29 protein-coding genes are annotated in these 26,075 nt (G+C 63.9%); 23 read left to right on the forward strand and 6 right to left on the reverse strand.

What is annotated here, in order from left to right:
- Positions 1-8: 8 nt before the first annotated feature.
- Complete coding sequence (locus tag NA29_RS04665) at positions 9-1,139, reverse strand: Re/Si-specific NAD(P)(+) transhydrogenase subunit alpha (RefSeq protein ID WP_039396225.1); 1,131 nt, start codon at positions 1,137-1,139, stop codon at positions 9-11.
- A 407-nt stretch (positions 1,140-1,546) separates the two neighbouring features.
- On the opposite strand from NA29_RS04665, the gene NA29_RS04670 reads away from it, so the two are divergent.
- The 11 genes from NA29_RS04670 (at position 1,547) to NA29_RS04720 (ending at position 10,144) form a co-directional block, all read left to right on the forward strand.
- Positions 1,547-2,023, forward strand: a complete 477-nt coding sequence (locus NA29_RS04670) for an NUDIX hydrolase (protein WP_039396228.1) — start codon at positions 1,547-1,549, stop codon at positions 2,021-2,023.
- Entirely contained in the window at positions 2,020-3,186 is a 1,167-nt protein-coding gene (gene mnmA, locus NA29_RS04675) for a tRNA 2-thiouridine(34) synthase MnmA (protein WP_039396230.1), read from the forward strand. The genes NA29_RS04670 and mnmA overlap by 4 nt, the downstream gene beginning before the upstream one ends.
- Positions 3,187-3,269: 83 nt before the next feature.
- On the forward strand, positions 3,270-4,871 hold the full coding sequence (locus NA29_RS04680; protein ID WP_039396233.1) for an FMN-binding glutamate synthase family protein: 1,602 nt from the start codon (positions 3,270-3,272) through the stop codon (positions 4,869-4,871).
- Positions 4,872-5,100: 229 nt separating this feature from the next.
- Positions 5,101-5,901, forward strand: coding sequence for a helix-turn-helix transcriptional regulator (locus NA29_RS04685; RefSeq protein ID WP_052252522.1), 801 nt, complete (start codon positions 5,101-5,103; stop codon positions 5,899-5,901).
- The gene (gene sctF / locus NA29_RS25990) at positions 5,898-6,116 is read left to right on the forward strand and encodes a type III secretion system needle filament subunit SctF (protein WP_039396236.1); all 219 of its coding nucleotides are present in this window, start codon (positions 5,898-5,900) and stop codon (positions 6,114-6,116) included. Before NA29_RS04685 ends, sctF begins: the two co-directional genes overlap by 4 nt.
- Positions 6,113-6,487: a DUF1039 domain-containing protein gene (locus NA29_RS04695; RefSeq protein ID WP_052252523.1), complete on the forward strand. Its 375-nt coding sequence runs from the start codon at positions 6,113-6,115 to the stop codon at positions 6,485-6,487. Before sctF ends, NA29_RS04695 begins: the two co-directional genes overlap by 4 nt.
- Positions 6,488-6,555: 68 nt before the next feature.
- Positions 6,556-6,867, forward strand: a complete 312-nt coding sequence (sctI, locus tag NA29_RS04700) for a type III secretion system inner rod subunit SctI (RefSeq protein WP_157744757.1) — start codon at positions 6,556-6,558, stop codon at positions 6,865-6,867.
- Between the two features lie 17 nt (positions 6,868-6,884).
- Positions 6,885-7,679: a type III secretion system inner membrane ring lipoprotein SctJ gene (gene sctJ, locus NA29_RS04705; protein ID WP_231965135.1), complete on the forward strand. Its 795-nt coding sequence runs from the start codon at positions 6,885-6,887 to the stop codon at positions 7,677-7,679.
- Positions 7,637-8,350 carry a type III secretion system domain-containing protein gene (locus tag NA29_RS04710; RefSeq protein ID WP_052252525.1) on the forward strand — a complete coding sequence of 238 codons (714 nt, stop codon included), beginning with the start codon at positions 7,637-7,639 and terminating at the stop codon, positions 8,348-8,350. Before sctJ ends, NA29_RS04710 begins: the two co-directional genes overlap by 43 nt.
- Positions 8,326-9,015 (forward strand): hypothetical protein, encoded by a 690-nt coding sequence (locus NA29_RS25995; protein ID WP_039396242.1) that lies wholly within the window; start codon positions 8,326-8,328, stop codon positions 9,013-9,015. Before NA29_RS04710 ends, NA29_RS25995 begins: the two co-directional genes overlap by 25 nt.
- Positions 9,008-10,144: a TyeA family type III secretion system gatekeeper subunit gene (locus NA29_RS04720; protein WP_039396245.1), complete on the forward strand. Its 1,137-nt coding sequence runs from the start codon at positions 9,008-9,010 to the stop codon at positions 10,142-10,144. The genes NA29_RS25995 and NA29_RS04720 overlap by 8 nt, the downstream gene beginning before the upstream one ends.
- Before the next feature lie 96 nt (positions 10,145-10,240).
- Here NA29_RS04720 and NA29_RS04725 read toward each other — a convergent pair whose 3' ends face one another.
- The 5 genes from NA29_RS04725 to NA29_RS04745 all read right to left on the reverse strand — a co-directional run bounded on the left by NA29_RS04725 (position 10,241) and on the right by NA29_RS04745 (position 14,649).
- A complete protein-coding gene (locus NA29_RS04725) occupies positions 10,241-10,654 on the reverse strand; it encodes an InvB/SpaK family type III secretion system chaperone (protein WP_157744758.1) in 414 nt (137 codons plus the stop codon).
- Positions 10,655-10,903: 249 nt separating this feature from the next.
- Positions 10,904-11,185, reverse strand: a complete 282-nt coding sequence (locus NA29_RS04730) for an EscE/YscE/SsaE family type III secretion system needle protein co-chaperone (RefSeq protein ID WP_039396250.1) — start codon at positions 11,183-11,185, stop codon at positions 10,904-10,906.
- Positions 11,160-12,488 carry a type III secretion system inner membrane ring subunit SctD gene (sctD, locus tag NA29_RS04735; RefSeq protein WP_072633199.1) on the reverse strand — a complete coding sequence of 443 codons (1,329 nt, stop codon included), beginning with the start codon at positions 12,486-12,488 and terminating at the stop codon, positions 11,160-11,162. The genes NA29_RS04730 and sctD overlap by 26 nt, the downstream gene beginning before the upstream one ends.
- Positions 12,489-12,490: 2 nt before the next feature.
- Positions 12,491-14,167, reverse strand: a complete 1,677-nt coding sequence (locus NA29_RS04740) for an EscC/YscC/HrcC family type III secretion system outer membrane ring protein (RefSeq protein ID WP_084103451.1) — start codon at positions 14,165-14,167, stop codon at positions 12,491-12,493.
- 2 nt (positions 14,168-14,169) lie between these two features.
- Positions 14,170-14,649, reverse strand: coding sequence for a hypothetical protein (locus tag NA29_RS04745; RefSeq protein WP_039396257.1), 480 nt, complete (start codon positions 14,647-14,649; stop codon positions 14,170-14,172).
- A 237-nt stretch (positions 14,650-14,886) separates the two neighbouring features.
- Between NA29_RS04745 and NA29_RS04750 the strand changes: the two genes are divergently transcribed.
- The 12 genes from NA29_RS04750 to NA29_RS26475 all read left to right on the forward strand — a co-directional run bounded on the left by NA29_RS04750 (position 14,887) and on the right by NA29_RS26475 (position 26,059).
- Positions 14,887-15,546, forward strand: coding sequence for a two component system response regulator (locus NA29_RS04750; RefSeq protein ID WP_039396260.1), 660 nt, complete (start codon positions 14,887-14,889; stop codon positions 15,544-15,546).
- Positions 15,547-15,796: 250 nt separating this feature from the next.
- Entirely contained in the window at positions 15,797-16,186 is a 390-nt protein-coding gene (locus NA29_RS04755; protein WP_150777678.1) for a hypothetical protein, read from the forward strand.
- Positions 16,183-18,261, forward strand: coding sequence for a type III secretion system export apparatus subunit SctV (sctV, locus tag NA29_RS04760; RefSeq protein WP_039396263.1), 2,079 nt, complete (start codon positions 16,183-16,185; stop codon positions 18,259-18,261). Before NA29_RS04755 ends, sctV begins: the two co-directional genes overlap by 4 nt.
- A 1-nt stretch (position 18,262) precedes the next feature.
- On the forward strand, positions 18,263-19,618 hold the full coding sequence (locus NA29_RS04765) for a FliI/YscN family ATPase (RefSeq protein WP_039396266.1): 1,356 nt from the start codon (positions 18,263-18,265) through the stop codon (positions 19,616-19,618).
- Entirely contained in the window at positions 19,594-20,004 is a 411-nt protein-coding gene (locus NA29_RS04770; RefSeq protein ID WP_039396269.1) for a hypothetical protein, read from the forward strand. Before NA29_RS04765 ends, NA29_RS04770 begins: the two co-directional genes overlap by 25 nt.
- Positions 20,005-20,060: 56 nt before the next feature.
- Positions 20,061-20,525: a hypothetical protein gene (locus NA29_RS04775; protein ID WP_150777679.1), complete on the forward strand. Its 465-nt coding sequence runs from the start codon at positions 20,061-20,063 to the stop codon at positions 20,523-20,525.
- A gap of 117 nt (positions 20,526-20,642) precedes the next feature.
- Positions 20,643-21,596 (forward strand): type III secretion system protein SepQ, encoded by a 954-nt coding sequence (locus tag NA29_RS04780; protein ID WP_072633200.1) that lies wholly within the window; start codon positions 20,643-20,645, stop codon positions 21,594-21,596.
- Positions 21,597-21,844: 248 nt separating this feature from the next.
- Positions 21,845-22,495: a type III secretion system export apparatus subunit SctR gene (gene sctR / locus NA29_RS04785; RefSeq protein ID WP_039396277.1), complete on the forward strand. Its 651-nt coding sequence runs from the start codon at positions 21,845-21,847 to the stop codon at positions 22,493-22,495.
- 19 nt (positions 22,496-22,514) lie between these two features.
- Positions 22,515-22,781, forward strand: coding sequence for a type III secretion system export apparatus subunit SctS (gene sctS / locus NA29_RS04790; protein ID WP_039396281.1), 267 nt, complete (start codon positions 22,515-22,517; stop codon positions 22,779-22,781).
- Between the two features lie 5 nt (positions 22,782-22,786).
- On the forward strand, positions 22,787-23,659 hold the full coding sequence (gene sctT, locus NA29_RS04795; protein WP_224786953.1) for a type III secretion system export apparatus subunit SctT: 873 nt from the start codon (positions 22,787-22,789) through the stop codon (positions 23,657-23,659).
- 7 nt (positions 23,660-23,666) lie between these two features.
- Complete coding sequence (locus tag NA29_RS04800; protein ID WP_052252528.1) at positions 23,667-24,782, forward strand: EscU/YscU/HrcU family type III secretion system export apparatus switch protein; 1,116 nt, start codon at positions 23,667-23,669, stop codon at positions 24,780-24,782.
- On the forward strand, positions 24,779-26,059 hold the full coding sequence (locus NA29_RS26475; RefSeq protein WP_306592192.1) for a lytic transglycosylase domain-containing protein: 1,281 nt from the start codon (positions 24,779-24,781) through the stop codon (positions 26,057-26,059). The genes NA29_RS04800 and NA29_RS26475 overlap by 4 nt, the downstream gene beginning before the upstream one ends.
- Positions 26,060-26,075: the final 16 nt, after the last annotated feature.

The raw sequence follows: 26,075 nt of genomic DNA on the forward strand, positions 1-26,075 counted from the left end.
TGTTTTTCTCAGGCGGCGCGCAGCACCTGACCGTCGCGGCACATCAGACAGGCGGCGACGATGTCGTCGTTCGTGTCGATGACGAGCTTGCCTTCCTTGTCGATCACCAGCTTGAGGAAGTCGAGCACGTTGCGTGCGTAGAGTGCGGAAGCGTCCGCAGCCACCATGCCTGCAAGGTTGGTGTAGCCCGCGATAGTGATGCCGTGGACTTTGACGACTTCGTCGGCGACCGACAGCGGGCAGTTGCCGCCGCCGTTGGCACCGCGTCCGGCGGCCAGATCGATGATCACCGAGCCGGGCTTCATGGCCTTGACGGTGTCTTCGCTGATGAGCGTCGGGGCAGCACGCCCCGGGATCAGGGCGGTGGAGATGACGATGTCGGCCTGCGTCAGACGCGTGTGCACCAGTTGTGCCTGACGAGCGAGCCATGCCGCGGGCATCGGACGCGCATAGCCGCCCACGCCCTTGGCGATCTCGCGTTCTTCGTCGGTCTCGAACGGCACGTCGATGAATTTCGCGCCGAGCGATTCGATCTGCTCACGCACGGCCGGACGCACGTCCGACGCTTCGATCACCGCGCCCAGACGCTTGGCCGTCGCGATGGCTTGCAAGCCCGCAACGCCAGCGCCGAGCACGACCAGACGCGCAGCCTTCACCGTACCGGCCGCCGTCATCAGCATCGGCATGAAGCGTTGATAGAGATTCGCGGCGAGCATCACGGCCTTGTAGCCCGCGATGTTGGCCTGCGAGGAGAGCACGTCCATGCTTTGCGCACGTGTGGTGCGCGGCGCGGCTTCGAGCGCGAAGGCGGTGACGCCTGCGGCGGCCATGCGTGCGTTGTTCTCGGCATCGAACGGATTGAGCATGCCGACGACCACACTGCCGCGCGACATCTGGGCGAGTTCTTCGGGAGAGGGGGCGCGAACCTTGAGGACGAGTTCTGCGCCGAGCGCGTCAGCCGCGCTGCCGAGGGTGGCCCCGGCCGCTTCGAAGGCGGCGTCGGGCACGCTGGCAGCGTCTCCTGCACCGCGGCCGATCACGATCTGATGTCCTGACGCGACCAGCTTCTTCACCGTCTCGGGCGTGGCCGCGACACGGGATTCGCCGGAAAGCGTTTCGGCGGGAATGCCGATTTTCATTGCGTATCTCCTTGGGTTTGTGAACTGATCTCATCAGCGGCCAAAAACCAAGGAGCCGCAGCGCGCGCGCTGCCGGGGCAGACGCGTTACCTGTTTCGCCGCTGATGACATTAGTCCTGCACAAACCACTGCGTTCGAACTACTGCAAAAACCGGTGATGCGGTACTGCAACTGCACATTGCACTTTGCTGGTGCTGGAAGCTTACATGAACATTACAAATGCGCCTATTGCATGGAATGACATATCAATATTAACTATCGGTAATGAATGTGACGGGATCTGCATGGGACTCGCCGACCGGCCGGTCGGTCTTGAAACCGCCCCGTCTTCTGCGCCAAACCCCGCCAGACGGTAAAATGTCGCTTTTATCGGGGTATCGTGTCCCCGCGTCCCGCAAGGATGTGCCATGAATGCACGCTGGAAGCCCAACGTGACGGTTGCTGCGGTCGTCGAACGTGACGGCCGTTTTCTGTTTGTCGAAGAGCAAAAGCGTGCCGGTCTGCTGATTAACCAACCGGCCGGTCATCTGGAGCCGGGCGAGTCGATCCTCGACGCCGTGCGCCGTGAGGTGCTGGAAGAGACCGCGCATACGTTCGAGCCGAAGCACCTGCTGGGCATCTATCTTGCGCCGGGGCCCGAGGACATCGCCTATCTGCGCTTCACCTTCAGCGGCACGCTGGGCGAGTTCGATGCGACGCGTACGCTCGACGACGGCATCGTCGGCACGCTCTGGCTCACGCCGGACGAGGTGCGCGCGCAGCGGGCACGGCACCGCTCGCCCATTCTCGAGCAGTGCATGGACGATTACCTGCGAGGCGTTCGGTACGACCTCGGCATACTTCAGACCCATCCGGCACTGACCGGCGGGCAAGGCAACACATGAGTCAAAAACGCGTAGTAGTGGGCATGTCGGGCGGCGTCGATTCGTCGGTCACGGCATGGCTGCTCAAACAACAAGGCTACGACGTCGTCGGTCTGTTCATGAAGAACTGGGAAGACGATGACGACAGCGAATACTGTTCGACCCGGCAAGACTGGATCGACGTGGTGTCGGTCGCCGATCTGATCGGCATCGACGTCGAAGCGGTGAACTTCGCCGCCGAGTACAAGGACCGCGTCTTTGCGGAATTCCTGCGCGAATACTCGGCCGGGCGCACGCCGAACCCGGACGTGCTGTGCAACGCCGAGATCAAGTTCAAGGCCTTCCTCGATCACGCCGTGGCGCTGGGCGGCGAGACCATCGCCACCGGCCACTACGCCCGTGTGCGCGAGCGCGACGGGCGCTTCGAACTGCTCAAGGCGTTCGATCACACCAAAGATCAGAGCTACTTTCTGCACCGGCTGAACCAGCAGCAGCTCTCGCGCACGATGTTCCCGCTCGGCGAAATGCCGAAGACGAAGGTGCGCGAGATCGCCGCGCAGATCGGCCTGCCGAACGCAAAGAAGAAGGATTCGACTGGGATCTGCTTCATCGGGGAGCGGCCGTTTCGCGACTTCCTTAATCGCTATCTGCCGACCAAGCCGGGGCCGATGAAGACACCGGACGGCACGATCGTCGGCGAGCACGTGGGGCTGGCGTTCTACACGCTGGGGCAGCGCAAGGGGATCGGTCTGGGCGGCAGCCGCGAAGGCTCGGGCGAGCCGTGGTTCGTCGCGCGCAAAGACATGGCCAGCAACACGCTGTATGTCGTTCAGGGTCACGATCATCCGTGGCTGCTCTCGGGCACGCTCGATGCCGAGGACCTCTCGTGGGTCGCCGGCGTAGCACCGGCCGAAGGCACGCGCTGCGGTGCGAAGACCCGCTACCGTCAGGCAGACGCCGCCTGCGAAGTCGTGCGTGCCGACGCCGGTGGCCTCTCGCTGTCGTTCTCGGACGCGCAATGGGCCGTGACGCCCGGTCAGTCCGCCGTGCTGTACGACGGCGAGGTGTGTCTGGGCGGTGGCATCATCGCGTCCACGACACCTGCTGTCGCAGCAACGGACGCGGCGGCTGACGCAGGCGTCAAGTCCGCAGCATCGAAACACATCATCCTCAATACGCATTGAAGCCACCGGCGCTCGCCGGGGGACACCCGGCAGCGTGCCGGTGACCGTCTTGCTGCTCCCCCCGCAAAAGCCTAGGAGGTTTCATGTTTTCGCGCCGATTTCTGGCTCTCTGGATCGCCGTGGCGTTGCTTGTTGCAACGCTCGTGCTGGTGCTCGTCGACGGATGGAATCCGCTCTGGCCCATACCGTTTGCCGCGTTGGTCGTCCTCGGGGTCTGGGACGTCGTTCAGCAGCGTCACGCCGTACTGCGCAACTACCCGCTGTGGGGACACTTCCGGTTTCTGTTCGAATTCATCCGCCCGGAAATCCGTCAGTACTTTGTGGAAGACGACACCTCCGAGACACCGTTCTCGCGCGCTCAGCGCAGCATCGTCTATCAGCGCGCCAAAGGGGACGTCGACAGCCGACCGTTCGGCACGGAGCTGGACGTCAAGGCGACCGGCTACGAGTGGATTGCTCACTCGCTTGCGCCGACCGTCCTGAAGGATCACGACTTTCGCATCACCATCGGCGCGGATCGCGCGCAGCCGTATTCGGCCTCAATCTTCAACGTCTCGGCGATGAGCTTCGGTGCGTTGTCGGCCAACGCCATCCGCGCGCTCAATCGCGGGGCCAAGCTCGGCAATTTCATCCACGACACCGGCGAAGGATCCATCTCGCCGCATCACCGTGAGCAGGGTGGTGATCTGATCTGGGAAGTGGCGTCGGGGTACTTCGGGTGCCGCAACGACGACGGCACGTTCAACGCCGAGAAGTTCACCGCGCAGGCCACCACGCCGCAGGTGAAGATGATCGAAGTCAAGCTCTCGCAAGGCGCGAAGCCGGGCCATGGGGGGGTGTTGCCAGCTGCGAAGATCACCCCGGAGATCTCCGCAACGCGCGGCGTGCCGATGGGGCAGGACTGCATCTCGCCGTCGCGCCACAGCGAGTTTTCGACGCCGCTGGGTCTGCTGCAATTCGTCGACCGGTTGCGCACGCTCTCAGGCGGCAAACCGACGGGTTTCAAGCTTTGCATCGGTCATCCGTGGGAATTCTTCGGCATCGTGAAGGCGATGCTCGAAAGTGGCATCCTCCCCGACTTCATCGTGGTGGACGGCTCCGAAGGCGGCACCGGCGCTGCACCGCTGGAGTTCACCGACCACGTGGGCGCGCCGTTGCAGGAGGGGTTGCTGCTGGTACACAACACACTCGTGGGCGCGGGATTGCGTGACAAGATTCGCATTGGCGCGTCGGGCAAGATCGTGACGGCGTTCGATATTGCACGCACGCTCGCCATTGGCGCCGACTGGTGTAATTCGGCGCGCGGCTTCATGTTCGCCATCGGGTGCATCCAGTCGCAGAAGTGCCACACGGACCGCTGTCCTACCGGTGTGGCCACGCAGGATACGTTGCGTCAACGGGCGCTCGTGGTGCCGGACAAGGCGCAGCGTGTGCATCAGTTCCACGCGCAGACGCTGCACGCGTTGCAGGAACTGATTCAGGCCGCAGGGTTGGCGCATCCGTCGGACCTGCGCGCGCATCACATCGTCAAGCGCGTGTCGTCCAATGAGATTCGTCTCATGTCCGAATCGCTGAAGTATCTGGAGCCGGGCGATTTGCTGCGCGGTCAGTTCCGCTATCAGCTCTACGAGAAGTACTGGCCGATGGCGCGAGCCGACAGTTTCTCGCCTGCGGCCGTCGCCTGACGATATCGCGCTAAAGCGATCCGAAGCACTCGCTGCAAAACAGACCCGACGCGTGGTGGCGTCGGGTTTTTTTATGCTTCCCGATAGTTTTATTCCCAAAAGCCAAAAGCGCCGGACGTGGTGACTCACATTAAGGTCTCCACCGGATGATGCTCGCGCGCGTACTCGCCTATCGTGTGGCCTTCGACTTTGTCATCCCGCCGACGGATTGTCGTCAGAGGAGGAGCCTATGAGTACGGTGCGATTTCTGATCAGCCGCCACGACGTCAAACTCATCGTGAACGGCCTGGTGCACACGTTGCCTGCGGGGAGCATGACCGCGACCAGTTCGGATGCGACGATCGATGCCCCAGGGCCAGTGGTGTCGCACGATTTTCATGCGTGCGATTTGCAGGCGCTGTATCCGGACGTCGTCGATCTGCTCGACCGTCGCCCGCTCGGCGTGTTCCACCGGCAGGCAGCGCGCACGCTGATCCTCGAACCCAGCATGGTCGATGTGGCGATGACGTTGCAGAACGTCGACCGCATGGCGATGCTGCGCTTCTTTTACGTCTACTGCCTGTGCCGCGATCAGCGCTACTTTTCCGCGATGTTGCGCCAGACGATTGCAGGCAGTCACTCACTGTTCGACTTCGTCGAAGCGAATTTCCATCGACCCTGGCCGGTGGCGCGTCTGGCTGAAGAGTTCGGGATGCCGCTGAGGAAGTTCCGGTATCTGTTTCAGCAGACATATGGCATGCCCGCCAAGCAATGGTTGCTCGAACGCCGACTGCGACTCGCGCGCGACCTGCTGCTCTCGACCCGTCACAAGGTGCTCGATATTGCACTGGAATGCGGCTTCACCAATCACGCTCACTTTACCGATACGTTTCGCAAGCGCTTCGATTGTGCGCCGACGGAGATTCGTCTGGGCACGCCACCACAGCGCGGTGGCCGACGTGTCGCGATGCCGCGCGCGGACGCCTATGCTGCCATGCGCGCCGATCTCGTCGCGGGACACGGCGCAGCGACCGATGCAGGCGTGCTATGAATGTCGAGGAAATCCATCGCAGCATGTCGGAAGGCGTGCGACGAATGTCCGACGATGCGACGCAGGCCGTGCGTACGCAGGAGGTCAACGATCCCCGTAAGATGCTCGACGTCCAGTTCAAGCTGCAGCAGTTCGCAACCGGCGTCGGCTTGCACAGTGCGGCCATCAAGCTCATCAAGGATACGGTGATGGGCATCATCGCCAAGATTGCATGATGACGACGTCGTCCGTAACCAATGATGTCACGGCGGCGTGGCTGGACGCGTCGGTCCGGCAGCAAATCGTCGAATTGGCGCTGGCCGGGGCGCAACATGGTTTGGAGACGGAAGCGCGGACGATTCTGCGAGCGTTGCCGTTGCTCGTGCCTCAGGTTCAGGCGCGTCAATGTCTGCATGCCGCATTGCTCATCGCGCTGGGCGACACGGCGCAAGCAAGCGCCTGCCTTGCGCGTTTGACGGCCGAAGGTGGGACGGACGAGGCAGACGTCAGCGCCGCGCGTGTGTTGCAGCACTGGCTCGATGCGACGGTTTCCTCATCGGCACCATCTCCTCCTCTTGCTTCTTCTTTTCCTGAAGTTCTCCCTTAGCCATGACGACATTCTCATCCCCTGCGCTTTCGGCGGCTGTTGCGCAAACGTCGGCCGTCGATGCGTCGATGAAACCGTCTTCTGCATTCCCTGCCGCATTCTCGACGGCTGAGAAGGCCGATGCGGTGCGATTCAATCTCGCGTTGGCGAACGCTGCGCCGTTGCCTGAGCATCATTTGCTGAGTGCTGCGAACAAGTTGGCGGGCGACACCGAATATCTGGCGCAGCGCGTGATGTTGGACGAGCGATCTCTGGACGATCCGGCGCGTCTGCTTGCCACGCAGCTCGACATGACCGAGCGAGTGCTGGCGCTGGAGTTTGTCGCGAAGGCGGCCGGTGCCACGACGCAGGGCGTCAACAAGCTGGTTCACATGCAATGACGCGTTGCGGCCGTGTTGTGAAAGGCGTCGTACCGATCGTTGCGGGTATCGCATCGGGGCGGATCCTGCTCGTCTTCTTGCTCTTGCTGACGCTCGGTGGCTGCAAAGTCGAGTTGCATCGCGCGCTGAGCGAGACCGAAGCGAATCAGATGCTCGCGCTGCTGCTGGTCTCCGGACTTCAGGCTGACAAGCGCGCGGACACGACAGGCATGACCGTCCGGATCGAACGCAGCGATTTCGTGCGTGGCGTCGAAGTGCTTCGTCAGCATGGGTTGCCACACCAGAAACGGGCATCGGTCGAGGACGTATTTCCGCCGGGACAACTCGTCAGTTCGCCGGTGCAGGAGCAGGCGAAACTCATCTATCTCAAGGAGCAACGGCTGGAGCGCATGCTGGCGGCGCTCGACGGCGTGATGGTGGCGGAGGTGTCCATTGCACAGGTGCCGACGGACTCGGCCGGACGTGCGACCTTGCCGCCGGGCGTGGCCGTCTTTGTGAAGTACAGCCCCGAAATCAACATGACGCAACGCATGACCGACATTCGCAGTCTGGTCCACGACAGCGTGCCGGGGGTATCGCCGGAGCGCATCAGCATCGTGCTGCAACCGGCGGACTATGGATTGCCTCGGGCGGCCATCGAGGCGGTCGCAGTGCCAGCGAACGGGGGAGGCGAGATGGCTTGGCGTCCGTGGCTGGGATGGGGAATGTTACTGACGGCAGCGATGGTGCTTGCCGCGGCCGGGGCGATGGCCTGGCGTCGACGGGGCGAATGGGTCGTCCGGTTACGGCAGCGCGTGGCGAGAGCGACGTGACGGCGTGTGCCCGACTCGCGCGCCTGATCTGGCAACCAGGATTGCATATGGATGCCGGATGGTGGACCACGTTCGAGATGTCGGGGTGGCGTGCCCCTTACCTCAGACATGCGGCATGTCGTCCACCTGTCGACCGGTTATTGGTCGAACGACGCGGATGGCCGCTGGCCGGACGAACGAACTGCACGCTTGCCCGGAGCGAGGCTGCGCTGGTCATGCTGCATCTGATACCGAATCTGCGCCGCGTCGCACTGGCTTACGGTTTGCGCGTGCTGGGCTGTCCCGACTATCTGCTGCTCGGCACATTTCGTCGCGCGCTCTCGCCGTGGCTGGACGCATGGCAATGTGACCGTTTGCTCCTCACGCGGCAGGAGTGGCCGTCGCACCGTGCGTTCGAAGCGGACGAGCTTGCGACGGCGGCGATGGCGACGACGGGTGAGCAGCTTGACGCAATCTGCACCGCTCGCACATCACCGGACACCTCGGGCGTGCCAGACGATCCCGTCGCGACAATCGACGACGTCGCCACCGTACACATGGCTATGCGGATCTTGCTCCCACCGCCTGGGCTGACGGCGGCGGCGGCAGGAGGCAATCCGGTCATGGACGATATCTGGCCGCGGCTCGCGGCGCTGGAGAAAATGCTATGTATGTCATCGACTACGCATTGACCCCCATCGAGACGATTGACGGCCCCGCTCCGGCGGGGCCGGTGATTTCCACCGAGGCCATCGTCAGGCTGCGTGACGACGCCAGTCGGCGGGAACGTTGGATGAACGAGGCGCGTGCCGAGCGCGACGCTGCGCAAGTGGAGCGCGAGCGGGCGAGAAAGGACGCGGAGGTGCAGCGCAATGCATGGGAGGAAGCGGCGCAGACGCGTGCCAGGCAAGAGGCCGCGACACAGGCGGAAGCCGCACGGCAAGCGGCCGTCGCGCAGACCGTGGACTGGCTTGTCGACGAGGCGTCGATGGAACGCGAGATTGTGCGCTCGCTGGAGCGCAGGGTCGCCGATGCGATGACGGGCGCGCTGTCCAACTTCGTGGGCAAACTCGATGTCGGCGAGCGCTTCGCGCATCGCGTCGGGCAGACGCTGCCGGGTCTCGTGCGCGAAGGTGTCCTCGTCCTGCGCGTGCCGACGGCGCACCACGCTGCCGTCGCGGGCGCATTGCGCGATGCCGACATTGTGCTCGCGTGTACGCCGGATGCGACGCTCTCAGGCCGTCAGGCGCGCATCGAAAGCGAGTGGGTCACCGTGTGTCTGGATCTCGATGCGGATCTGGCGGCAGTCATCAAACGTTTGCGCGCCGTGCCGAATCTGGAGGTCGCGTATGGTTGAGCGTCTCCCCACGTCTGCCAATCCGAGCGTTCGTACGCCGCAGGAAGCCAAGGCGCTTGAGCGCGTATCGACGGGCGAATGGCAGGCGCTTGAAGCCGACGGTCTGTCGTCTCGCGCAACGCTGACGGACGTGCCAGGTCATGTGGCGCTGATCGAAGCGACCATTGCACAGAACGAGGAGGCAGCTTTCTCCGAGTCGCAGGAAAATCTGAGCTTCGCGCTGGGCGTTCGTTTTAGGCGCACGGGCGAGCGAGATGTCCGAGACGACAAGCAACGCGCGCGTGCGTTGTTCGAACAGCAGATGCAACGATTCGCGCGCGTGAACGGTGCGCAGTTCGAGCGGCTGCGTAGTCAATTGCGCGATTTGCCGTTTGTCCCCGATCCTCATCAACTGATCCGGCAGGCGCAGATGTCTGGCGGGCACGCTGCACTGGTTGTTGCTGCGTGGTTGGCCGACAACGGGCTCGATGCGCAAACGCGCACGCGACTGCGGCGCGCGTTCGATGCCTTGACGGCCTCGGACACATGGGCCATCGAGGCATTTGCGGCACTCGAATGCAGCGACGGAAAGTCGCCTGACCTCGCGCTGATGCAACAGCTCAAATCACTGTTTCGTCAATCGCAAGGAACGCAACGCTCGCTGACACAATGGTTCGACGAGTGCCGTCGCTTCTCGCAACGGCGCGAGCGACTTCGCGCACTCATGCAGGCGCTCGGCCTGGAGTTGGGCGCGCAGCACGCCGACGCCGATACCCAGCGGTTGTCGGCCGTCGTAGACGATCTCCGTCGCGTAGTGTTGTTTCTCACAATGGAATCGATGTGCGAACGCGTGGCGAACGCGATGCGCGAGGCGGGAGGCCGTGCGTTTGCGACCGACACCATGATCGCGGAGACGCTGACGTTACTCGATCAGCCTTGGGCGGGCGCCGAATGGCTGACGCAACGCGCCGCGTATCTGGGCCTGACGACGGTCGATGTCCGATACGCCTTCGCGCGAGGGCTTTCTCAACTCATCAAGTCAGCGCATGACGGATGTTTTCGGGACGAGACGCAACGCGAAACGCTCGAAGAAGCACTGAGTGTCTGGCGAACGGAGATTGCGCACGAGGCCGATGCGACGAACCACTGACGTTTGAGCGGAGGTCCATCCGGCGGCACATGATACATGCGCCGAAGCGGGATGGAAGGTGACGAGCGGGGATGCCGGACGTATCGATGCCGTCTGTCAGGCGCGCAGATGCTCGCGGCAGAGCTTGATGCGGTCGTAGAAATCGGTGAGCGCCTGGGCGAACGGCTCCGCTTCTGCGGCGGCGTCGTCTTTGACTTGCGCGTGAAGAATCAGACGGTTGTCGCTTTCGCGTAGCTGAACATGCCCGGTGACGGCCCAATCGGCGGGTTCGATCAGAAACTGAAGCAACCGCTCGCTGTTGGCTCGATGCAGCCGGGCGGCTTCGTCCGTCGCCACGACGGCATGAATGCTGCACACCTGATTGTCCAGCGTTTCCACAATGATGCTCGGCGAAGCGTTGAACGTTAGCTCGATGGGCGAATGATTGTCGACGGCGTCGATCTTGCTGGGGTCGCAACCGATCAGCTTCAGGGCTTCGACGAGAGTTTGCGCTAAATCGTAACTGGGCATGGTGGGCGTGGAAGTGAACGTGGAGGGTGGGACGGCATTGATGACGCGCCCCATGTCGGCGTCAAACATCGTTCGACATGAATCGTTCGACATGATCGGAAGTGCGTGCCACGCGACCGGGGAGCGATAGCGAAGGTTCCCACGTTAGGTCGACGATAACTTTGGTGGTGCGAACCGCGTTGTCGCTTATGAGCATGTTGCTACCGCGACATCGTGCATCCCCCATCGCGACCTGCGTCATCGCGTTGACTACGCGTTTTGACTGCGCCGATCGCCACGGCCGTTACCGGCGGCGGTCGGTTTTCCATACGATGTGCTGTAGCGACGTGCGATGCTTTCGAGAATCGCCTCCGCAGCCTGAACCGCCTGCATCAGCGATTGCGTCTGTGCGTGTTGTGCGGGGGGGAGCGGCATGCGAAGCGATCCTTCGAGCGTTGCGCGCGCAGCAACGAGTGCCGCCCCGACATTGCGCGACACAGGGCCGGGGGAATCCGCGAGGGCGTCTTCAAGGCGGGTCAGACGGATCGTCATGTTGGGTCTCCGGGGTAGTGGGTGTCAGGGGAAGGTAAAAGAGGCGGTCGTAGGCACCGATCGACACGCCGTCGGCATGAATGGCAACGATGCGCGTGCCGCCAGGCAGGCGGACGCCCTGCGCAAGACGGGTGCCGTCGGCAAGCGTGAGCTGCGGTGCACCCGGCGAGCCGCCAATGCTGACGAGCGGCGCGGAGAAGCCCGTCTCGGCCAGTGTCGGAATGCGCGGCGGCAGGGGGTCGATGCGTAGCGGCATGGCGTCGGCCGAACGATTCCACGTGTTGGCGAGGCCCTTGAGCGACGCTTGCCGTCCGTCAGACAACGCACCGGTAATCCGCCACCCGTTACGGTCGCGCGAGATGTCGACTCCGTGCAGTTGACCTGCCTCGCGCAATGTTTTCACCAACTGGTCGAAGCTATGGGCGGTGCCGTTCGCCACGCGCCATCCATGAGGCAACGCGAGTGTGTCCAGCGCATCCGACGCAGCGCGCCAACGGGCATCGGCAACGAGCGGGCCACCGACGACCATCGCACCGTCTGCAGCCACGTTGACATGTGCATTGACGAAACCATGCAGCCGCAGCAGCGTGCTCACCGTCTGTATGGCATTCGCGGTGCACCAGGTGTCGTCGCTCAACGCTTTACCGAGCCAGCGTGCTTCGGCACGTAAGCGGGCGCGCGTGTCGTCGTCGATACAACCGCCCGACAGCCGCACGGCGTCACCTGCAGTATTGATCGAGACATTGGGCGCGATGCGGGCGGCCAGCGCCCGGAACGCATCGGGTTGCGGGGGACGGGAGATGACGTTGGCGGTGCCGGTGCGCCACATAGCGACACCCGCGCCAGCCATCAGCAGCGACAGACCCGAAATTGCCAGCCAGGCGGCAGGCGAGCGGCGTTGTCTGGGGGTGCCCCTTGAGGCGGCAACGTCCGGAACGTCTGCGGCTTCCACCGTTGTGGACGGAGGGAGGCAGCGCGCGGGACGCTTCGGCAGTGGCGTGGGTAACGGCTGGGTGTCGTCGCCGAGCCACACGCCGAGGCCCGCAAGATCGATCACGGTATGAAGGGGAAGTGGGCGGGCGTCGGACGCGTCGTCGGTCGCCGTGACCGGCATGCCGTCGACCCAGACGGGAGTGTGCGAGATCAAACTGACGCGATCTTCCTCGACATGCAGGGTGACGTCGACTTCGTCGTCGAGCGTCATCGCAATGTCGGCCTCGCCACTTCCGATGGTGAGCGGTCCGGCCGGAAGCGGCATGGGACGCCCGGCGAGTGGGCCGTCGAGGAGCGTTAGGGTTGGCATCGTCAGGCGTTCGGCAATACGGCCGCAGGCTCGGCCTTGATGAGAAACAAGCGCATGACGCTGTCGTTGCGATTGCTCGTGGAGCTGAACAGACGACCGACGAGCGGCAGGTCGCCGAGCAACGGGATCTTGCGTTCATGTTCGTGTTGCGCGTCTTGCACGAATCCGCCGAGTAGTAGCGACTGTCCGGCTTGAAGCGTCGCGTGTGTGGAGATCGACGAGTTGCGTATGGTCGGCACCTCGTTCCGCAAATTGCGGTCGCTGCGAACTTCACCGCCGTCTTCGATGTTCAGGGTGAGCATGACCTGTTCACTGCCGATGCCCCCATGTCCGGGACTTTCGTCGACCGCGCTGCCCGTCGGCTCGCTCGGCACGAGGCGCGGCGTGACGCGCAGAAGCGACCCCGACGTCACACTCTCCAGCTTCGCCACCTTCTCGCCAGAGACCTTCGTGTAAAAGGTCACGCTGCGATCCAGCACCGCCTGCATGTTGTCCAGCGTGACGATAGACGGCCGTGATAGCACGCGTGCTTTGGAGTTTCGCTCAAGGGCGCTCAGATTGAGCATGAACTTATTGGTATCGCCGACCAGCGTGGTGAACGTGCCCGCGTCGCCGTCGCTGGACGGCCCATTGAGCGAGACGGTTCCGAAGCCGCCGAGCCGGGCGCTGCCGGAGATGTCGACGCCAAGCTCGGCGATATCGCTGGCATTCACATCGATGATGGCGACCGATATGTCGACCAGACGAGGGCGCACGTCGAGTTGCGCGATGAGATCGCCGTAGATGGGAATGTTGCGGCGGCGCTCTCGCACGATGACGGCATTGCGACGTGGGTCGGCGGAAAAACGCGGTGTCCCGGTCGGCGATGGGGGGGCGATCCCGACATCGGTCGACGTTCGGGAACGGGTGATCGCACCGGTCGTGTCCGTAGTCGAGGACGTGGCGATCAGCGGCCCTGCCCCTTGAATCAGATCCTTTAGTACGCTGACTACGCCCGGCACGACCACTTCCTGCCCGCGATAAAAGTACCTTGTGTCGTCCGCCGTCGCGAATTTCAGGGGAAATATCTTGATGGTCTCCTCGCTCGCCTGTTGATCGCGCGCGTCTCGTTCGACGTAGTCGGCCAGCATGGAAACCGTTTCGAGGCATGCCGGAACGCCCGCGATTTCGAGTGCGTGTGTCGCCGGAATCGCCCGTGCCACGCAGTGTCGCGGGTGGAGGACGCCGACGTCGCGCAGATGCGAGAGGAGGTCGCGAGGCGACGCGTAACGCAGCGGCAACACACGGCGCGTGGCTTCGCTGGCCTTATAGATGTTGAGCGTCTGGCCGTTGAAGTACCACGAAAGCCGATAACGTTCAGCCAGTGTGTCGAGTGTCGTCTGTGCGGCACCTGGGGGGAGCATGCCGATGAAGCGGTCGTCGACCTGTGCGCTGACGACCGTCGGTATGCCGTGATGCGCACCGAAGTCGCGTAGCAACTCCGCAAGCGGCGTTCCGGCGCTTTGAAAAGCGAATGGCCCGCCGCGCCAGACGGGCGACGTCCCGTTGCCCGATTTGTCGCCTGTCGAGCCGTACGCGCTCAACAACGCAGCGCTCGCCGGGACTATCGTCAGCACGGCGACCAGCAAGGTCAGGGGTAGGAGATGTCGCAATGCGCGACACAGGAGACGGCAACGCATGATCACCTGTGGCGAACGACTTGCAATCGCCGGGCGACGCCGGCGGGCGTGTTCTGCGTGAGCGCGTATTGGGACGAGAGCATTTGAGAGGCAAGCATTTCGCCTGCAAGCAGTTGACGACGGAGTTGCGCCTCCACCTGCGCTGGTGAGGCGTGCGCGTCGAATCGATGTACCCACCAGACGACGTCGTTCGCCACGCACAGACTGTCGTCGCGCAACGCCGGCTGCCCGGCCAGCACGAGCGAACTGCGCGCCAGCCAGCGCGAGCGTGCCGAGTCGTCGATGTCGTCGATGTCGTCCGGGCGTCCGGGGGTGCGCAACGAATGGCGTGCTCGCGGATTCACTGCGGTTGCGACACAGTAGCCGCCGGCTGCGGGACAGGTCCAGCCTGGGTGGCCGTCGATATCGAGCACGATGCGCGCGCCTTGAACGTCGCATGGAGCAATCCAGTCGAGCGCGGAGAGCGCAAATGGCAAACGCATAGAAGTCTGTTGGGGTGAGTGCCCGACACTGCGAACAGGGACGGTCATTATCGAGCGCTGTGTTACGTACGCCATCCGGCGCAGACCTGAAGTCACCGCTTAACCTGGAGATTTGCGGCATCTTCCTATGCGTGCAGTCAGGCGAAGGCACAAGATTCGTGCCCGTTGGCCCGAAGTCGAAAGAGATGGAACAAAAATCCGCATGAATGCTAATGACTCACTGTTGAGGAGCTGCGAATGACGGGTCGTACCGGTGTCATCGTTGTGGAAGACCACGAATTGCTGGCCGACGGGCTTTGTCGCCTGATCGAGGACGAACTCGGGTGGCGCGTGCTGGCGAGGGTCGTCAATGGACTGGACGTTTACCGCGCCTGCGTGGTGCATCGTCCCGCGTTGATCGTGCTGGATCTGGGGCTACCCGGTATGGACGGCGTGGATGTCATCCGTCAATGCGTTCAGCGTTGGCCGGAGCTGCGGGTCGTCGTTCATTCGGCGAGCGACGACGGCGAACGCGCGCGGCAATCGCTGGAAGCTGGCGCGGGCGCCTTTGTGCTCAAAAGTAGTTCACGGGCCACGTTGATCAACGCAGTGAGCGCTGTTATGCGAGGTGATCGTTTCATCGATCCGGCGGTGTTCGGCATCGTTCACGACCCGACGGGCATGCCGCTGACGTCGAAGCCCGGTGTAGCGGAGTTGCCCGAACGGCTGCTGACGCTGCGCGAACGGCAGGTGCTCAAACTCGCAGCGGAAGGGCAACGCAATCGCGACATCGCCCAACTGCTGTCGATCAGCGTTAAGACGGTGGAGACGCACCGTCTTAACATGATGCGCAAGCTTGATGCGCACAACGTTGCCGATATCGTGAGGTGGGCACATCGCTTGCGCATGCTGCTTTGAACCGTGACGTTGGCATGGCGTGTCGACACGAGCGGCACGAACGATTTACGCGAGGTTCGTAACGTGAGTCTGTTGCGGGCGGTGTGGAGCGGAGAAATTCAGGTCCGCGCCGGATAGCCGCCGCCACCCTGATTGCGCGACCATCGTCGCTGCTCATTTTCGAATGCTCTACGAGTGTTGCGTACTGCGTGCCACTCACCGCAAGCGTTTTCCTTCATGCGCAAGCCTCCCGGTGTTCCCAATGCTCCAGATGGATACTCAGACTGAGCGCAAGCTCGAACACCTCTTCGAACTACTGGCGTTGCCGCCGCAACGCATTGAACCGCGCATGCGCGTAGCGCTCGTGCCGTGCGTGCTGATGACGGAGGTCGAAGCGCAGGGGGTGACGCTCGCCCTGACGTTACTCCATCGTGTCACATGCGCGGAGCGTTGGCTGCCGCGAATCATGCAAACGTGCGCGCCTGAGTGGAGTTTCGGCATTCCCGTGCGCGCCTGCGTTGCGCAGGGCCGTCCCATGCTCATTGCGACGCCGCCATCCAGCGCCAACTTACAGGCCGTCGACTGGTTTGCCTGTCTTGCGCGTATGCGCCGCCTGCTCGAACGGATCGACGCCGGGCAGCAACGGGAGGGCCGTCAATGACGCGTGTGTTGATCTGGTTGCGGGCGGCAGCGGGACGTCAGGACATCGTCCTGGCGGCGTTGTTGCTTGTGACCGTGCTGATGATCATCATCCCGATGCCCCCGTCGGTAATGGATCTGCTCATTGCACTCAATCTGGGCGTTTCGCTGTTGCTGCTGATGGTGGCGCTGTACATCAACGAGCCTCTGGACTTCTCTGCGTTTCCTTCCGTTCTTTTGATGACGACGCTGTTCCGGCTCGGACTGACCATCAGTACCAGCCGACTGATTCTGCTGCACGCCGACGCGGGCGACATCGTGTATACGTTCGGCGACTTTGCTGCAGGTGGGAACATTGTCGTCGGCATGATCGTGTTTCTCATCATCACCATCGTCAACTTCATCGTGATCACGAAAGGCTCGGAGCGGGTGGCCGAAGTCGGCGCGCGTTTTTCGCTCGACGGTATGCCCGGCAAGCAGATGAGCATCGACGGGGATCTTCGTGCGGGCACGATCGATGCGGCCGAAGCCAAGCGACTTCGCCGGATCGTACAGAAGGAAAGTCAGTTTTATGGCGCGATGGATGGCGCGATGAAATTCGTCAAGGGCGACGCGATTGCCGGATTGGTCATCATCGTGGTCAATTTGCTCGGCGGCATCGGCGTCGGCGTGTTCATGCGGGGAATGAGCGCGGGGGACGCGGCGGCGATCTACGCCATTCTCTCCATCGGCGATGGGCTCGTGTCGCAGATTCCCGCACTGCTGATCTCGGTCACCGCGGGCATTATCGTGACGCGCGTCCCCGGAGAGCAGCGACGCAATCTGGCGCGAGAACTCACTGACCAGCTCGCAGCACAACCGCGTTCGTTGACGCTGGCGGCCGTCGTCCTGGTGCTGTTCGGTCTGATTCCCGGCTTTCCTATGCACTACTTTCTGCTGCTCGCTGCGTTGGCGGGCGGCGCGGCGTGGTGGATAAAGCGGGGTGCAAAGCACGGCGCGCTCGCCACGGAAGCCGACACCGTAGCCGGTGCTGACGGCGCACCAGCGAAACCCGGACGCCCCGGCGCGCAGCCTTTGCTGGCAAGGGTCGGCGTGACGTTGGCCGAGTCGTGCGGGGGGATCGCGGCCGTGTCCGGACGCATCGATGCCCTGCGGCATCAGAAGTTCGAGCAATTCGGCGTGCCGATGCCGGAAGTGCAGGTGACGACCGATGCCACGTTGCCGGGCGACAGACTGGACATTCAGCTTTATCACGAGAGCGTGATGACGATCGACGTGGTGCCGGAGGCCGCGCTGGCGCGCTACGACGCCACACATCCTATCCCCGCGTTGCGTGCACTCGAAGGTGGTGCGCCGCGTGAGACGCCGCTGCCGTTCGGTGGACAGACGCTCTTCTGGCTTGACGATGCACAGCGCGTGGCGTGGCTCGCGAACGGTGGCACTGTGATCGATGGTGCTGAGCGCGTGGCGCATTGCGTCTCGCTGGTCATCGACGCGCATGCTGCCGATTTCCTGGGCGTGCAGGAGGCGCGCTTCCTGATGGACGCAATGGAGGATCGCTACGGTGAACTCGTCAAGGAGTTGCAGCGCCAATTACCGATCAGCCGAACGGCGGAGGTGCTGCAACGATTGGTTGCCGAAGGGGTGTCGATCCGCGACTTGCGGCGTGTGTTCGAAGCGCTGATCGAGTGGGCCCCTAAGGAGCGAGACCAGATCATGCTCACGGAGTATGTGCGGCTGAGTCTGCGCCGTCACATCACCCGTCGCTTTCGCCGGGGCACCGAACACATCACCGGTTGGAACGTCGGTCGCGGTATCGAAGACGTCGTGCGGGCGGCGGTTCGGCAAACGGCCTCCGGTTCGTATGCCGACCTGAATCCGGCTCAGACGGACGCGATTCTTGGCGCGATCGATGGGGCGGTGAATGCGCACGATGGAACTCCCGCCGTGCTGTTTACGGCGATGGACGTGCGGCGCTTTGTGCGCAAGCTGATCGAGCGGGAGCGTGCCGACTTACCGGTGCTGTCGTTCCAGGAAGTTGCCGACGAGCCGCATGTTCGCGTGCTTGGGACGATCGATGTGCGGGGAGCGTTCTGACATGCGCCGCCCCGATGCAGCACGAATCGCCAATGGACTGCGTCGCACGCTGGACGCGCAGCGCAAGGCATGCGAGGACTTGCGCAAGGGCGCGCCACGCGAAGTGCGCTACGGTCGTATCGACAAGATCACGTCGAACGCCATGCGAGCCCGGTTGCCCGGCGCTGCACTCGGAGAGCAGTGCCGGGTGATGTCTCCGGCGCTCGATGCGGAGGTTATTGCGGTGGAAGGGAGGCACGTCTGGCTGGCGCCCTATGCCGAGCCGACGGGGGTGGCTAATGGCGCGCTGGTGCAGGCGCTGGGGGCGTCGGCGCGTGTGGCGGTGGGCGAGCATCTGGTCGGTGAAGTGCTCGATGGCCTCGGACGGTCGCTGGCCACCGAGTCCGGTGCAAGCCGCGCCGATGTCGAGTGGCGCGCGCTGGACGCCGAACCACCGCCGCCTCTGCGACGCGCGCTCGTCTCCACGCATCTTCCCATTGGCATTCGAGCCATCGACGGCATGCTGACGTGCGGTCGTGGCCAGCGTCTGGGCATATTCGCGGCGGCGGGAGGCGGGAAGAGTACGTTGCTCGCGATGATGTGTCAGGGGGCAGCGGCGGATGTCATCGTGCTGGCGCTGATCGGCGAGCGTGGCCGGGAGGTGCGTGAATTCATTGAGCAGGGGCTGACACCTCAAGCGCGCGCACGAACGGTGTGCGTGGTGGCCACGTCCGACCGTCCCGCGTTGGAACGGATGAAGGCTGCGTATACCGCAACGGCGATCGCCGAAGCGTTTCGTGACGAAGGAAAGAACGTGCTGCTGCTCATGGATTCGCTCACCCGGTTCGGCCGCGCGGTGCGGGATATCGGCATGGCAGCAGGTGAGCCACTTGGGGCGACGAGCGGCTTGCCGCCGAGTTTCTATGCGCGGTTGCCGCGTCTTCTGGAGCGCGCCGGGACAGGTGAGCGCGGCAGCATCACAGCGTTCTATACGGTGCTGGTCGAGGGGGACAATCTGGACGAGCCGCTCGCCGACGAAGTTCGTTCGATTGTCGACGGTCACATCGTGTTGTCGCGGCGGTTGGCTCAGGAGAATCACTACCCCGCCATCGACGTGCCGAAGAGCCTGTCGCGCGTGATGACGCAAGTCGCAAGTGTGAAGCATAGAGAAAGCGCCGCTCGCGTGCGGCGCGCGATGGCGCTTGCGGCCGACGTCGAACTGCTCGTTCGCGTCGGCGAGTATCAGGCAGGCAACGATCCCGATACGGATGAAGCGCTGGCGCGCGCGCCGGACATCCGTGCTTTCCTTTGTCAGGCCCAGCACGAGGTGGCCACGTTCGACGACACCCTCGCATGGCTCGAGCATCTCGCGAACTGAAAGACCGCGACGGCATCGCCGCGTTGGCGATGCTGGCGCAACGCCGGGAAGCCGGCTTACGTGCTGCATTGGTACGCCTCATGTCGGCGGCAAGGGAGGCCGACGATAACGTCGTTATGTGTGAACGCGCTTGCGATGCTCAACGTGATGTATGGCAGAGGGCGTTGTCGCGCGGCGGCGTGTATGGGCCGCGCGAGGCGGCAGGCGCGGCGCGTCTCGTGGAGGAGGAGCGCACTTCGCTGGTCGACGCCAAAGCCCGGCACAGCAGGGCAATCGACATCGCACGGCAAGCGCAAGCCAATGTGCGTGAGCAGCGCGAACGCCTTCAGAGCAACGCCAGGAAACAGGAGAAATTGCGTGAGTTGTTGAAGTTCTGCCGGACTTGAGTCGACTCCCGGCGCTGATCAGTTTCCATTCCAACCGCCATTTCGAGGACTTCACAATGAATACCATCCGCCGCAGTGGCTTGTCCGCCGATGCGTTCGGCAGTCTGTCGGAACGATCGACTTCGTACCAGCGCGACACGGCAGCGGTTTCACAAGCAAGAAACAACGGCCGGGCCGACTGCGACGACCGAGACGAGCGAGCATTCGCGTTAGCGGGCGAACCAGCAGCCTGCGTGACCGGTCCCGCCGATGTCCTTCGCTGGTTGCGTGTCTGGCATACCCGTCAGGATGCGAACTGGGACAGCGCAAGCGCACTGCGCGTCGTCGTGCATGGCGGTGCGCTGGACACACTGGTTGTGGAAGCCCGTCGCGGACGGCAGGGGATTACCGTGAGTCTGCTGTGCGCGCGTCTGACGATGTATCGCCGACTGCTGGCACATCGCGGGCAACTCTCGCGGACGTTGACGTCACGCTTCGCGCTGCCCGTCACTGTCGAAGTCGAGGCGCGTTATGCGCCATGAGACCGGGGCGGTGTCGGATCATCCGCTGACGCGCGATGTCGGCGTTGCGTTGGAGGGGGTACTCGCGGGCACGGGCTGCGTGCGCTTCATCGAAGGCGGGACGGAGGTGCGCGTCGGATGGCTTCGCGCAGGGGGGACGGGCTCATTGCGACCGCACGGGTCGATGAAGGCGTCGTGGGCCAGACGCACTTCTGGTGCGACGCCGGACAATGGGCGGAGTGGCTCGGCGACCGACTTCCTGTTCCGTCGTGGGAGGCTTTGCCGCCGGACTGGCAGGCGAGCGCCGCGTCGCTGACCCTTGCAACGGAGGGCGCGGACTTCGAGGGCGACGAAGACCCGGAGCGCGAGGCGATGGCGGGGATCGCCCCGGACACTGAGCGGCCAGTTGCCGCGATGCGCCGGGCGCGCGAGGACACATTCGCTGCGCCGACTTCCTGGCCGCAGGTGACGGTGATCACACGCGAGTCCGTCGAGACGACATGGCGCATCGGCATCGTGTTGCAGCGCGGGGCGCGTCGGTTGGCGTTAATGCATCTCGATGGTGTGACGACGTGGCTCACGGACCGTTGCCAGCGCGCGATCCCGTGCGACGCGCCACTGGACCCGTCCGGCTTGCCGACGCGTCGGTGCCTCCTCGCGGTGGGCTGGGGCGATCTCCCAGCGTCGCTTTGTGAACGTCTGCGCGAGGGCGGCGCGGTACTGCTAGACGTGGCGGCCGACGTTGCGTCCGGCGAGTACTGGCTGCTCGACGGTGAGCGAGGCATTGCGATGTGCGACGGACAACCTACGGAGCGACACGTCGTGTTGCCCTTTCTCCCGACACCGGGCACCGTGGAAGGCGGCGCGGCGTCATGTACCCGTCTGGTCGCGGTCATTGCCGAAAGGGCGTTGCCCGTTCCGAGTCTGGCGGCGTGGCATCTCGGGCGCGCGACGTCACATGAGCGCGCGCCGCCAGACGTTTTGAGCGCCGCACGTATCTCGCTCTGGCGCGACGGTACGCCATGGGCCAACGGACGTCTTTTGCGCTTCGGCGATGGGCGTCTTGCGGTGCAAATCGATCCGGTGCCCTGATTTCGGGTCGTGACCCGATGGGCGTGCATTCGGTCACGTCCTACCATTTGCCGATCGACGACCTCTGCGTCGTGCCTCGTCAGCATGCGGCTGTGTCTTGGCTGTGTTTCGGCTGTGTTTCGGCCGTATCACGGCTATGTTCCGGCCGTGTCGCTGCCACGTTGTTTCGCCTCGTCCCGCTGTCTCTTCCTTCGTCTTCGCAGGCTGGCGTGCTTGTCCGGCGGACGAAGGCGTTCATTGGAGTTCGTATGTCCTTGCTCGACCATCCGGTGCAGCTTGTCGTTCTGCTATCGCTGCTCTCGATCATGCCGTTGCTGGTGGTGCTGGGGACTGCTTTCCTGAAACTGGCGGTCGTCTTCGCGCTTCTGCGCAATGCGCTGGGGACGCAGCAGATCCCGCCCAACATCGCGATCTACGGTCTGTCGCTCGTTCTCACGTGTTTCATCATGGCGCCGGTCGCCTTCGACATCGAAGCCAACGTCGGCGCCCGGCCGGTGTCGCTCTCATCGAAAAGCTTCGTAGCCGACGTAGACGCCACTGTGCTCTCGCCGTACCGCGCGTTTCTCACCCGTCACACCGACGCCAGACAACGCGACTTCTTCGCCGGGCTGGGAAGTGAGACGTGGCCGGAAGCGCATCGCGACCGGCTGGGTGCTGACTCGCTGCTCGTGCTGATGCCTGCCTTCGCGCTGAGTCAGTTGGCCGAGGCCTTCAAGATCGGTTTGCTGCTCTATCTTCCGTTCATCGTGATCGATCTGGTGATCTCGAACATCCTGCTCGCGATGGGGATGATGATGGTCTCGCCCATGACCATCGCCCTGCCGTTCAAGCTGCTCATCTTCGTGATGATGAACGGTTGGGAGCAACTGGTGCGGCAGTTGATGCTCTCGTACGCATGACGCCGCCGGGAGCCTGCTCATGAGCGAAGCCATCGTCGTCAATCTCACCAGTGAAATGCTCTGGCTCACGTTGCTGATGTCACTGCCGACGGTCGTCGTCGCGTCCGCCGTCGGCGTACTGGTGTCGCTGGTGCAGGCCCTCACGCAGGTGCAGGATCAGACGGTTCAGTTCCTCATCAAGCTCATTGCCGTGTCGGTCACGCTGGCCGCGACCTATGCATGGATGGGCCATGTGTTGCTCAACTACGCGGGCAGCGCGTTCGAGCAAATCAGCAGGATGGGGTGAGCGCGATGTTCGATATGGTCGAGATGGTCGAGATGGTCGATGTGCCGAAGATCGCCACCCTGAGCGCGTCGTCCGATATGGTGATTGCGCCACTGTGGGCCGACCTGTTCGGCTGGACGCAGGCGTGGGGCGTGGCGATGTTGCGCCCGCTAGGCATTGCGATGTTGCTGCCGGTACTGTCGGTCGGCATGCTCGGCGCAGGCATGTTGCGCAACGCGCTGGTGCTCGCGCTCGCGTTGCCGGTCGTCGCGCTCGTGCATCAGACGATAAATATGCCAACGCAGTGGAGCGCGTGGGGCATGTTGATCATGCGAGAGCTTTTCATCGGTGGTCTCGTTGGATTCGTGGCGACGCTACCGTTCTGGGCCGTCGACATGACGGGGTACGTGATCGACACCATGCGCGGTGCGTCGATGGCCAGCGTGCTCAATCCGCTCATGAGCGCGCAATCGTCGATCTTCGGCATTGCGTTGACGCAGATGCTCTGCGTGCTCTTCTTCGTCACACCGGCGGCACATGCGGTGCTGAGCGCGCTGTACGACTCGTACGTGGCGGTGCCGATAGGGCAGCCTTTGCGATGGGAGGACGCGTCCGTCGCCTGGCTGCTATCGCTCTGGCAGGCGATGCAGGTCATGTGCGTGGCGGTGGCGTTGCCTGCGATGGTCGTGATGGTGCTCGTCGATATGTCGATGGGCTTCGTGAACCGCGCGGCGCAGCAACTCAACGTGTTCTTCCTCGCCATGCCGGTCAAAAGCGCGATGGCGCTGCTCGTGACGGTCGCCAGTCTGCCGTTCGCCATTGCCGTGCCGCTCGCGCACTGGTATCGCCTGCCCGAGGTGCTTCGCACGTGGGTGGTCGTGACGCTTCCTGCTTCGTGAGGCGCGCGTGAGCGAGAAGAACCTTCCCCCTACCCCCAAGAAGATTCAGGACGAGCGCAAGAAGGGGCGTGTCGCCAAGAGCGCCGATCTTGCCGTGTGCATGCAACTTGGCGCGACGCTCGCGTGGCTGATGTTCGAGGGGCCAGCCCTCTACGACGCGCTGCAAGCGCTGATTGCCCGCATGCTCCTCGTGCTGAGAGATCCGGTGGCGGAAGCTGTGCAGGGCATGCTCGGCCCGTCGCTGTTGATCTTCGTGCGCTTCGCAGGCGGCCTCGCCGTGCTGCTGATCGTGACGACGTGGCTCGCGATGGTCCTGCAAGTGGGGGCGCTGGTCGCGCCTGAGGTGATTCGTCCGAAGTATGAGCGCATCGATCCCGTCGCCAAAGCCAAGCAACTGTTCTCGATGCAGTCGCTTTTCGAGTTTGGCAAGTCACTCGTCAAGGTCGTCGTGCTGGGACTGGTCTTTTTCTATCTGATCCGGCAGTACACGCCGTCGCTGGCCGTGCTTGCGCAGTGCGGCCCGTCCTGCGGGCTGGCGCTCACCGTGCGGTTGATGTTCTGGTTAATGGCGGTGCTGGTGATCGCTTATGTCGTGTTCGGTGGTCTGGACTTCGCGTACCAGAAGTATCAGTTGCGCAAGCAGCTCATGATGTCTCACGACGAAATCAAGCGTGAGTCCAAGGAGGTGGAGGGCAACCGCGAGATCAAGAACAAGCGGCGCGAGATCCACCGTGAGACGATCGAGAGCGGCAGCCTGTCGGACAACGTCAAGCGGTCGACGGCCGTGGTGCGCAACCCTACGCGCCTCGCCATTTGCCTGCGTTACGTGCCGGGCGAGACGGCTGTGCCGCTGGTGATCGAAAAAGGCCGCCACGCGCGTGCGCGCACCATTGTGCGAATTGCGGAGCGCGAGGGCGTTCCGGTCGTCGAGCACGTTCCCGTGGCGCGGCGGCTGATGGACGACGTCGAAATCGATGCACCGATCCCGCCGGACCTCTTTGACGCAGTGGCTGCGATTCTGCGGCTCGCACTGGATTTGCCTTATGAGGTGCAGACGTCCTCGGCCGAGGACGAAGCGCAGGCAGGCCCGGCGACGCGGACTCCCGATGGGGAGGGCGCATGAGCGGGCGACCGACGAATCGGGGGCGGCAGCGTTGGCGTCACGTGTTGCTGATGTCCGGCGCGCTGTGGCTGGGCGGCCTGCCGTCGTTGGCGGCGGATCGGGGGTTGCTGCCGCAGCATCCCAGGGTCACGGATGCGCAGATCGCGGTGCCGACGGCGGGACGTGTCGCCAATCGGTCGGGTGGGGCCGGTGGAAGCGGCGCCGGGTCGCGCGGGGCGCGTGAGACGTCGGACCCACCCGATGCGATCATTGCGACCGATGCGGTGAGCACGCGCGATGCCGCGAGACGCCTCGTCTCGTCGTTACGGGAGGCCCCGGCACCGGCGCCACCGTCCATCGCGTCGGCGAGGACGGCGAGAACGGAAACGCCGCCCGCGGGACGGAACCTGGAGGCTGACCCGAGCGTTGCGCCCGGTCTGGGCAACCATCCCGATCTCGCTGGTCCGGCAACGTTGGCGAGCCGCACACCCGCCAACCCCGGCGCTGTCGCCACTGCGGCGCCTGCAAATCTCCCCTTCGACGCGCTCGTGCGTCGCGCGGCCCAGGCGACCTCCGTCGATGCGGCCTTGTTGCACGCGATCATCGACACCGAGTCGGGATACGACCCGCAGGCGGTCTCGGAGCGCGGCGCCATCGGGCTGATGCAGATCCTGCCACGCACCGGGCAGCGTTTTGGTGTTCGCCGTCTGGAAGACCCTGCCGAGAACCTGCGCGCAGGCGCGTCGTATCTGCGCTGGCTGCTCTCGCGGTTCGATGACGATGTCAGTCTGGCGCTCGCGGCCTACAACGCCGGGGAGGGGGCGGTATTGCGGTATGGCCGTCAGGTGCCGCCGTTCCCCGAGACGCAGAACTACGTACGTAAGGTCATGGCGAGTTACTCGCGTCTGCGCGCCCCCGCAGGAGCAGACGCTGTTGTGCCGCCGCAGGCATCAAGGGGCGCTGCTTCGCCGTCTGCCGCGCAGGCACTCGTCCAGACGGATGACCTGGGGCGCAACGACATGCGGGACACGATCGCGAACGTGGGCAAGGTGGCGAGAGCCGGGAGTGCAGAAAGGGCCGACAGGGCCGATGTCCCGGACGACAAGAACGCCCGCGCGTGGCGTTTGCTGCAGGGGCTCGGAGAACTGATCACGCGCAGCCCATCGGCCGACGCCGCACGTCGTGCGGGCAACGCCGATGCCCGCAGGCGCGATCAACCAGCGGTTGTCATGCCGTCACGCGTGCGGGAGCGCACCGCCGGCGCGGCGCTTCGGCCTGCCGGGCACGGAGACGGGTGAGACTGAGGAAGATATC

This window comes from Pandoraea sputorum (assembly GCF_000814845.2).
In the GTDB taxonomy this organism is placed as follows: domain Bacteria; phylum Pseudomonadota; class Gammaproteobacteria; order Burkholderiales; family Burkholderiaceae; genus Pandoraea; species Pandoraea sputorum.

Excerpts from the sequence above, each read along its gene's own strand:
- NA29_RS04665 (WP_039396225.1), bottom strand. The coding sequence starts at position 1,139 with ATGAAAATCGGCATTCCCGCCGAAACGCTTTCCGGCGAATCCCGTGTC.
- NA29_RS04670 (WP_039396228.1), top strand. The coding sequence starts at position 1,547 with ATGAATGCACGCTGGAAGCCCAACGTGACGGTTGCTGCGGTCGTCGAA.
- mnmA (WP_039396230.1), top strand. The coding sequence starts at position 2,020 with ATGAGTCAAAAACGCGTAGTAGTGGGCATGTCGGGCGGCGTCGATTCG.
- NA29_RS04680 (WP_039396233.1), top strand. The coding sequence starts at position 3,270 with ATGTTTTCGCGCCGATTTCTGGCTCTCTGGATCGCCGTGGCGTTGCTT.
- NA29_RS04685 (WP_052252522.1), top strand. The coding sequence starts at position 5,101 with ATGAGTACGGTGCGATTTCTGATCAGCCGCCACGACGTCAAACTCATC.
- sctF (WP_039396236.1), top strand. The coding sequence starts at position 5,898 with ATGAATGTCGAGGAAATCCATCGCAGCATGTCGGAAGGCGTGCGACGA.
- NA29_RS04695 (WP_052252523.1), top strand. The coding sequence starts at position 6,113 with ATGATGACGACGTCGTCCGTAACCAATGATGTCACGGCGGCGTGGCTG.
- sctI (WP_157744757.1), top strand. The coding sequence starts at position 6,556 with ATGAAACCGTCTTCTGCATTCCCTGCCGCATTCTCGACGGCTGAGAAG.
- NA29_RS04710 (WP_052252525.1), top strand. The coding sequence starts at position 7,637 with ATGGGTCGTCCGGTTACGGCAGCGCGTGGCGAGAGCGACGTGACGGCG.
- NA29_RS25995 (WP_039396242.1), top strand. The coding sequence starts at position 8,326 with ATGTATGTCATCGACTACGCATTGACCCCCATCGAGACGATTGACGGC.
- NA29_RS04720 (WP_039396245.1), top strand. The coding sequence starts at position 9,008 with ATGGTTGAGCGTCTCCCCACGTCTGCCAATCCGAGCGTTCGTACGCCG.
- NA29_RS04725 (WP_157744758.1), bottom strand. The coding sequence starts at position 10,654 with ATGCCCAGTTACGATTTAGCGCAAACTCTCGTCGAAGCCCTGAAGCTG.
- NA29_RS04730 (WP_039396250.1), bottom strand. The coding sequence starts at position 11,185 with ATGACGATCCGTCTGACCCGCCTTGAAGACGCCCTCGCGGATTCCCCC.
- sctD (WP_072633199.1), bottom strand. The coding sequence starts at position 12,488 with ATGCCAACCCTAACGCTCCTCGACGGCCCACTCGCCGGGCGTCCCATG.
- NA29_RS04740 (WP_084103451.1), bottom strand. The coding sequence starts at position 14,167 with ATGCGTTGCCGTCTCCTGTGTCGCGCATTGCGACATCTCCTACCCCTG.
- NA29_RS04745 (WP_039396257.1), bottom strand. The coding sequence starts at position 14,649 with ATGCGTTTGCCATTTGCGCTCTCCGCGCTCGACTGGATTGCTCCATGC.
- NA29_RS04750 (WP_039396260.1), top strand. The coding sequence starts at position 14,887 with ATGACGGGTCGTACCGGTGTCATCGTTGTGGAAGACCACGAATTGCTG.
- NA29_RS04755 (WP_150777678.1), top strand. The coding sequence starts at position 15,797 with ATGGATACTCAGACTGAGCGCAAGCTCGAACACCTCTTCGAACTACTG.
- sctV (WP_039396263.1), top strand. The coding sequence starts at position 16,183 with ATGACGCGTGTGTTGATCTGGTTGCGGGCGGCAGCGGGACGTCAGGAC.
- NA29_RS04765 (WP_039396266.1), top strand. The coding sequence starts at position 18,263 with ATGCGCCGCCCCGATGCAGCACGAATCGCCAATGGACTGCGTCGCACG.
- NA29_RS04770 (WP_039396269.1), top strand. The coding sequence starts at position 19,594 with ATGGCTCGAGCATCTCGCGAACTGAAAGACCGCGACGGCATCGCCGCG.
- NA29_RS04775 (WP_150777679.1), top strand. The coding sequence starts at position 20,061 with ATGAATACCATCCGCCGCAGTGGCTTGTCCGCCGATGCGTTCGGCAGT.
- NA29_RS04780 (WP_072633200.1), top strand. The coding sequence starts at position 20,643 with ATGGCTTCGCGCAGGGGGGACGGGCTCATTGCGACCGCACGGGTCGAT.
- sctR (WP_039396277.1), top strand. The coding sequence starts at position 21,845 with ATGTCCTTGCTCGACCATCCGGTGCAGCTTGTCGTTCTGCTATCGCTG.
- sctS (WP_039396281.1), top strand. The coding sequence starts at position 22,515 with ATGAGCGAAGCCATCGTCGTCAATCTCACCAGTGAAATGCTCTGGCTC.
- sctT (WP_224786953.1), top strand. The coding sequence starts at position 22,787 with ATGTTCGATATGGTCGAGATGGTCGAGATGGTCGATGTGCCGAAGATC.
- NA29_RS26475 (WP_306592192.1), top strand. The coding sequence starts at position 24,779 with ATGAGCGGGCGACCGACGAATCGGGGGCGGCAGCGTTGGCGTCACGTG.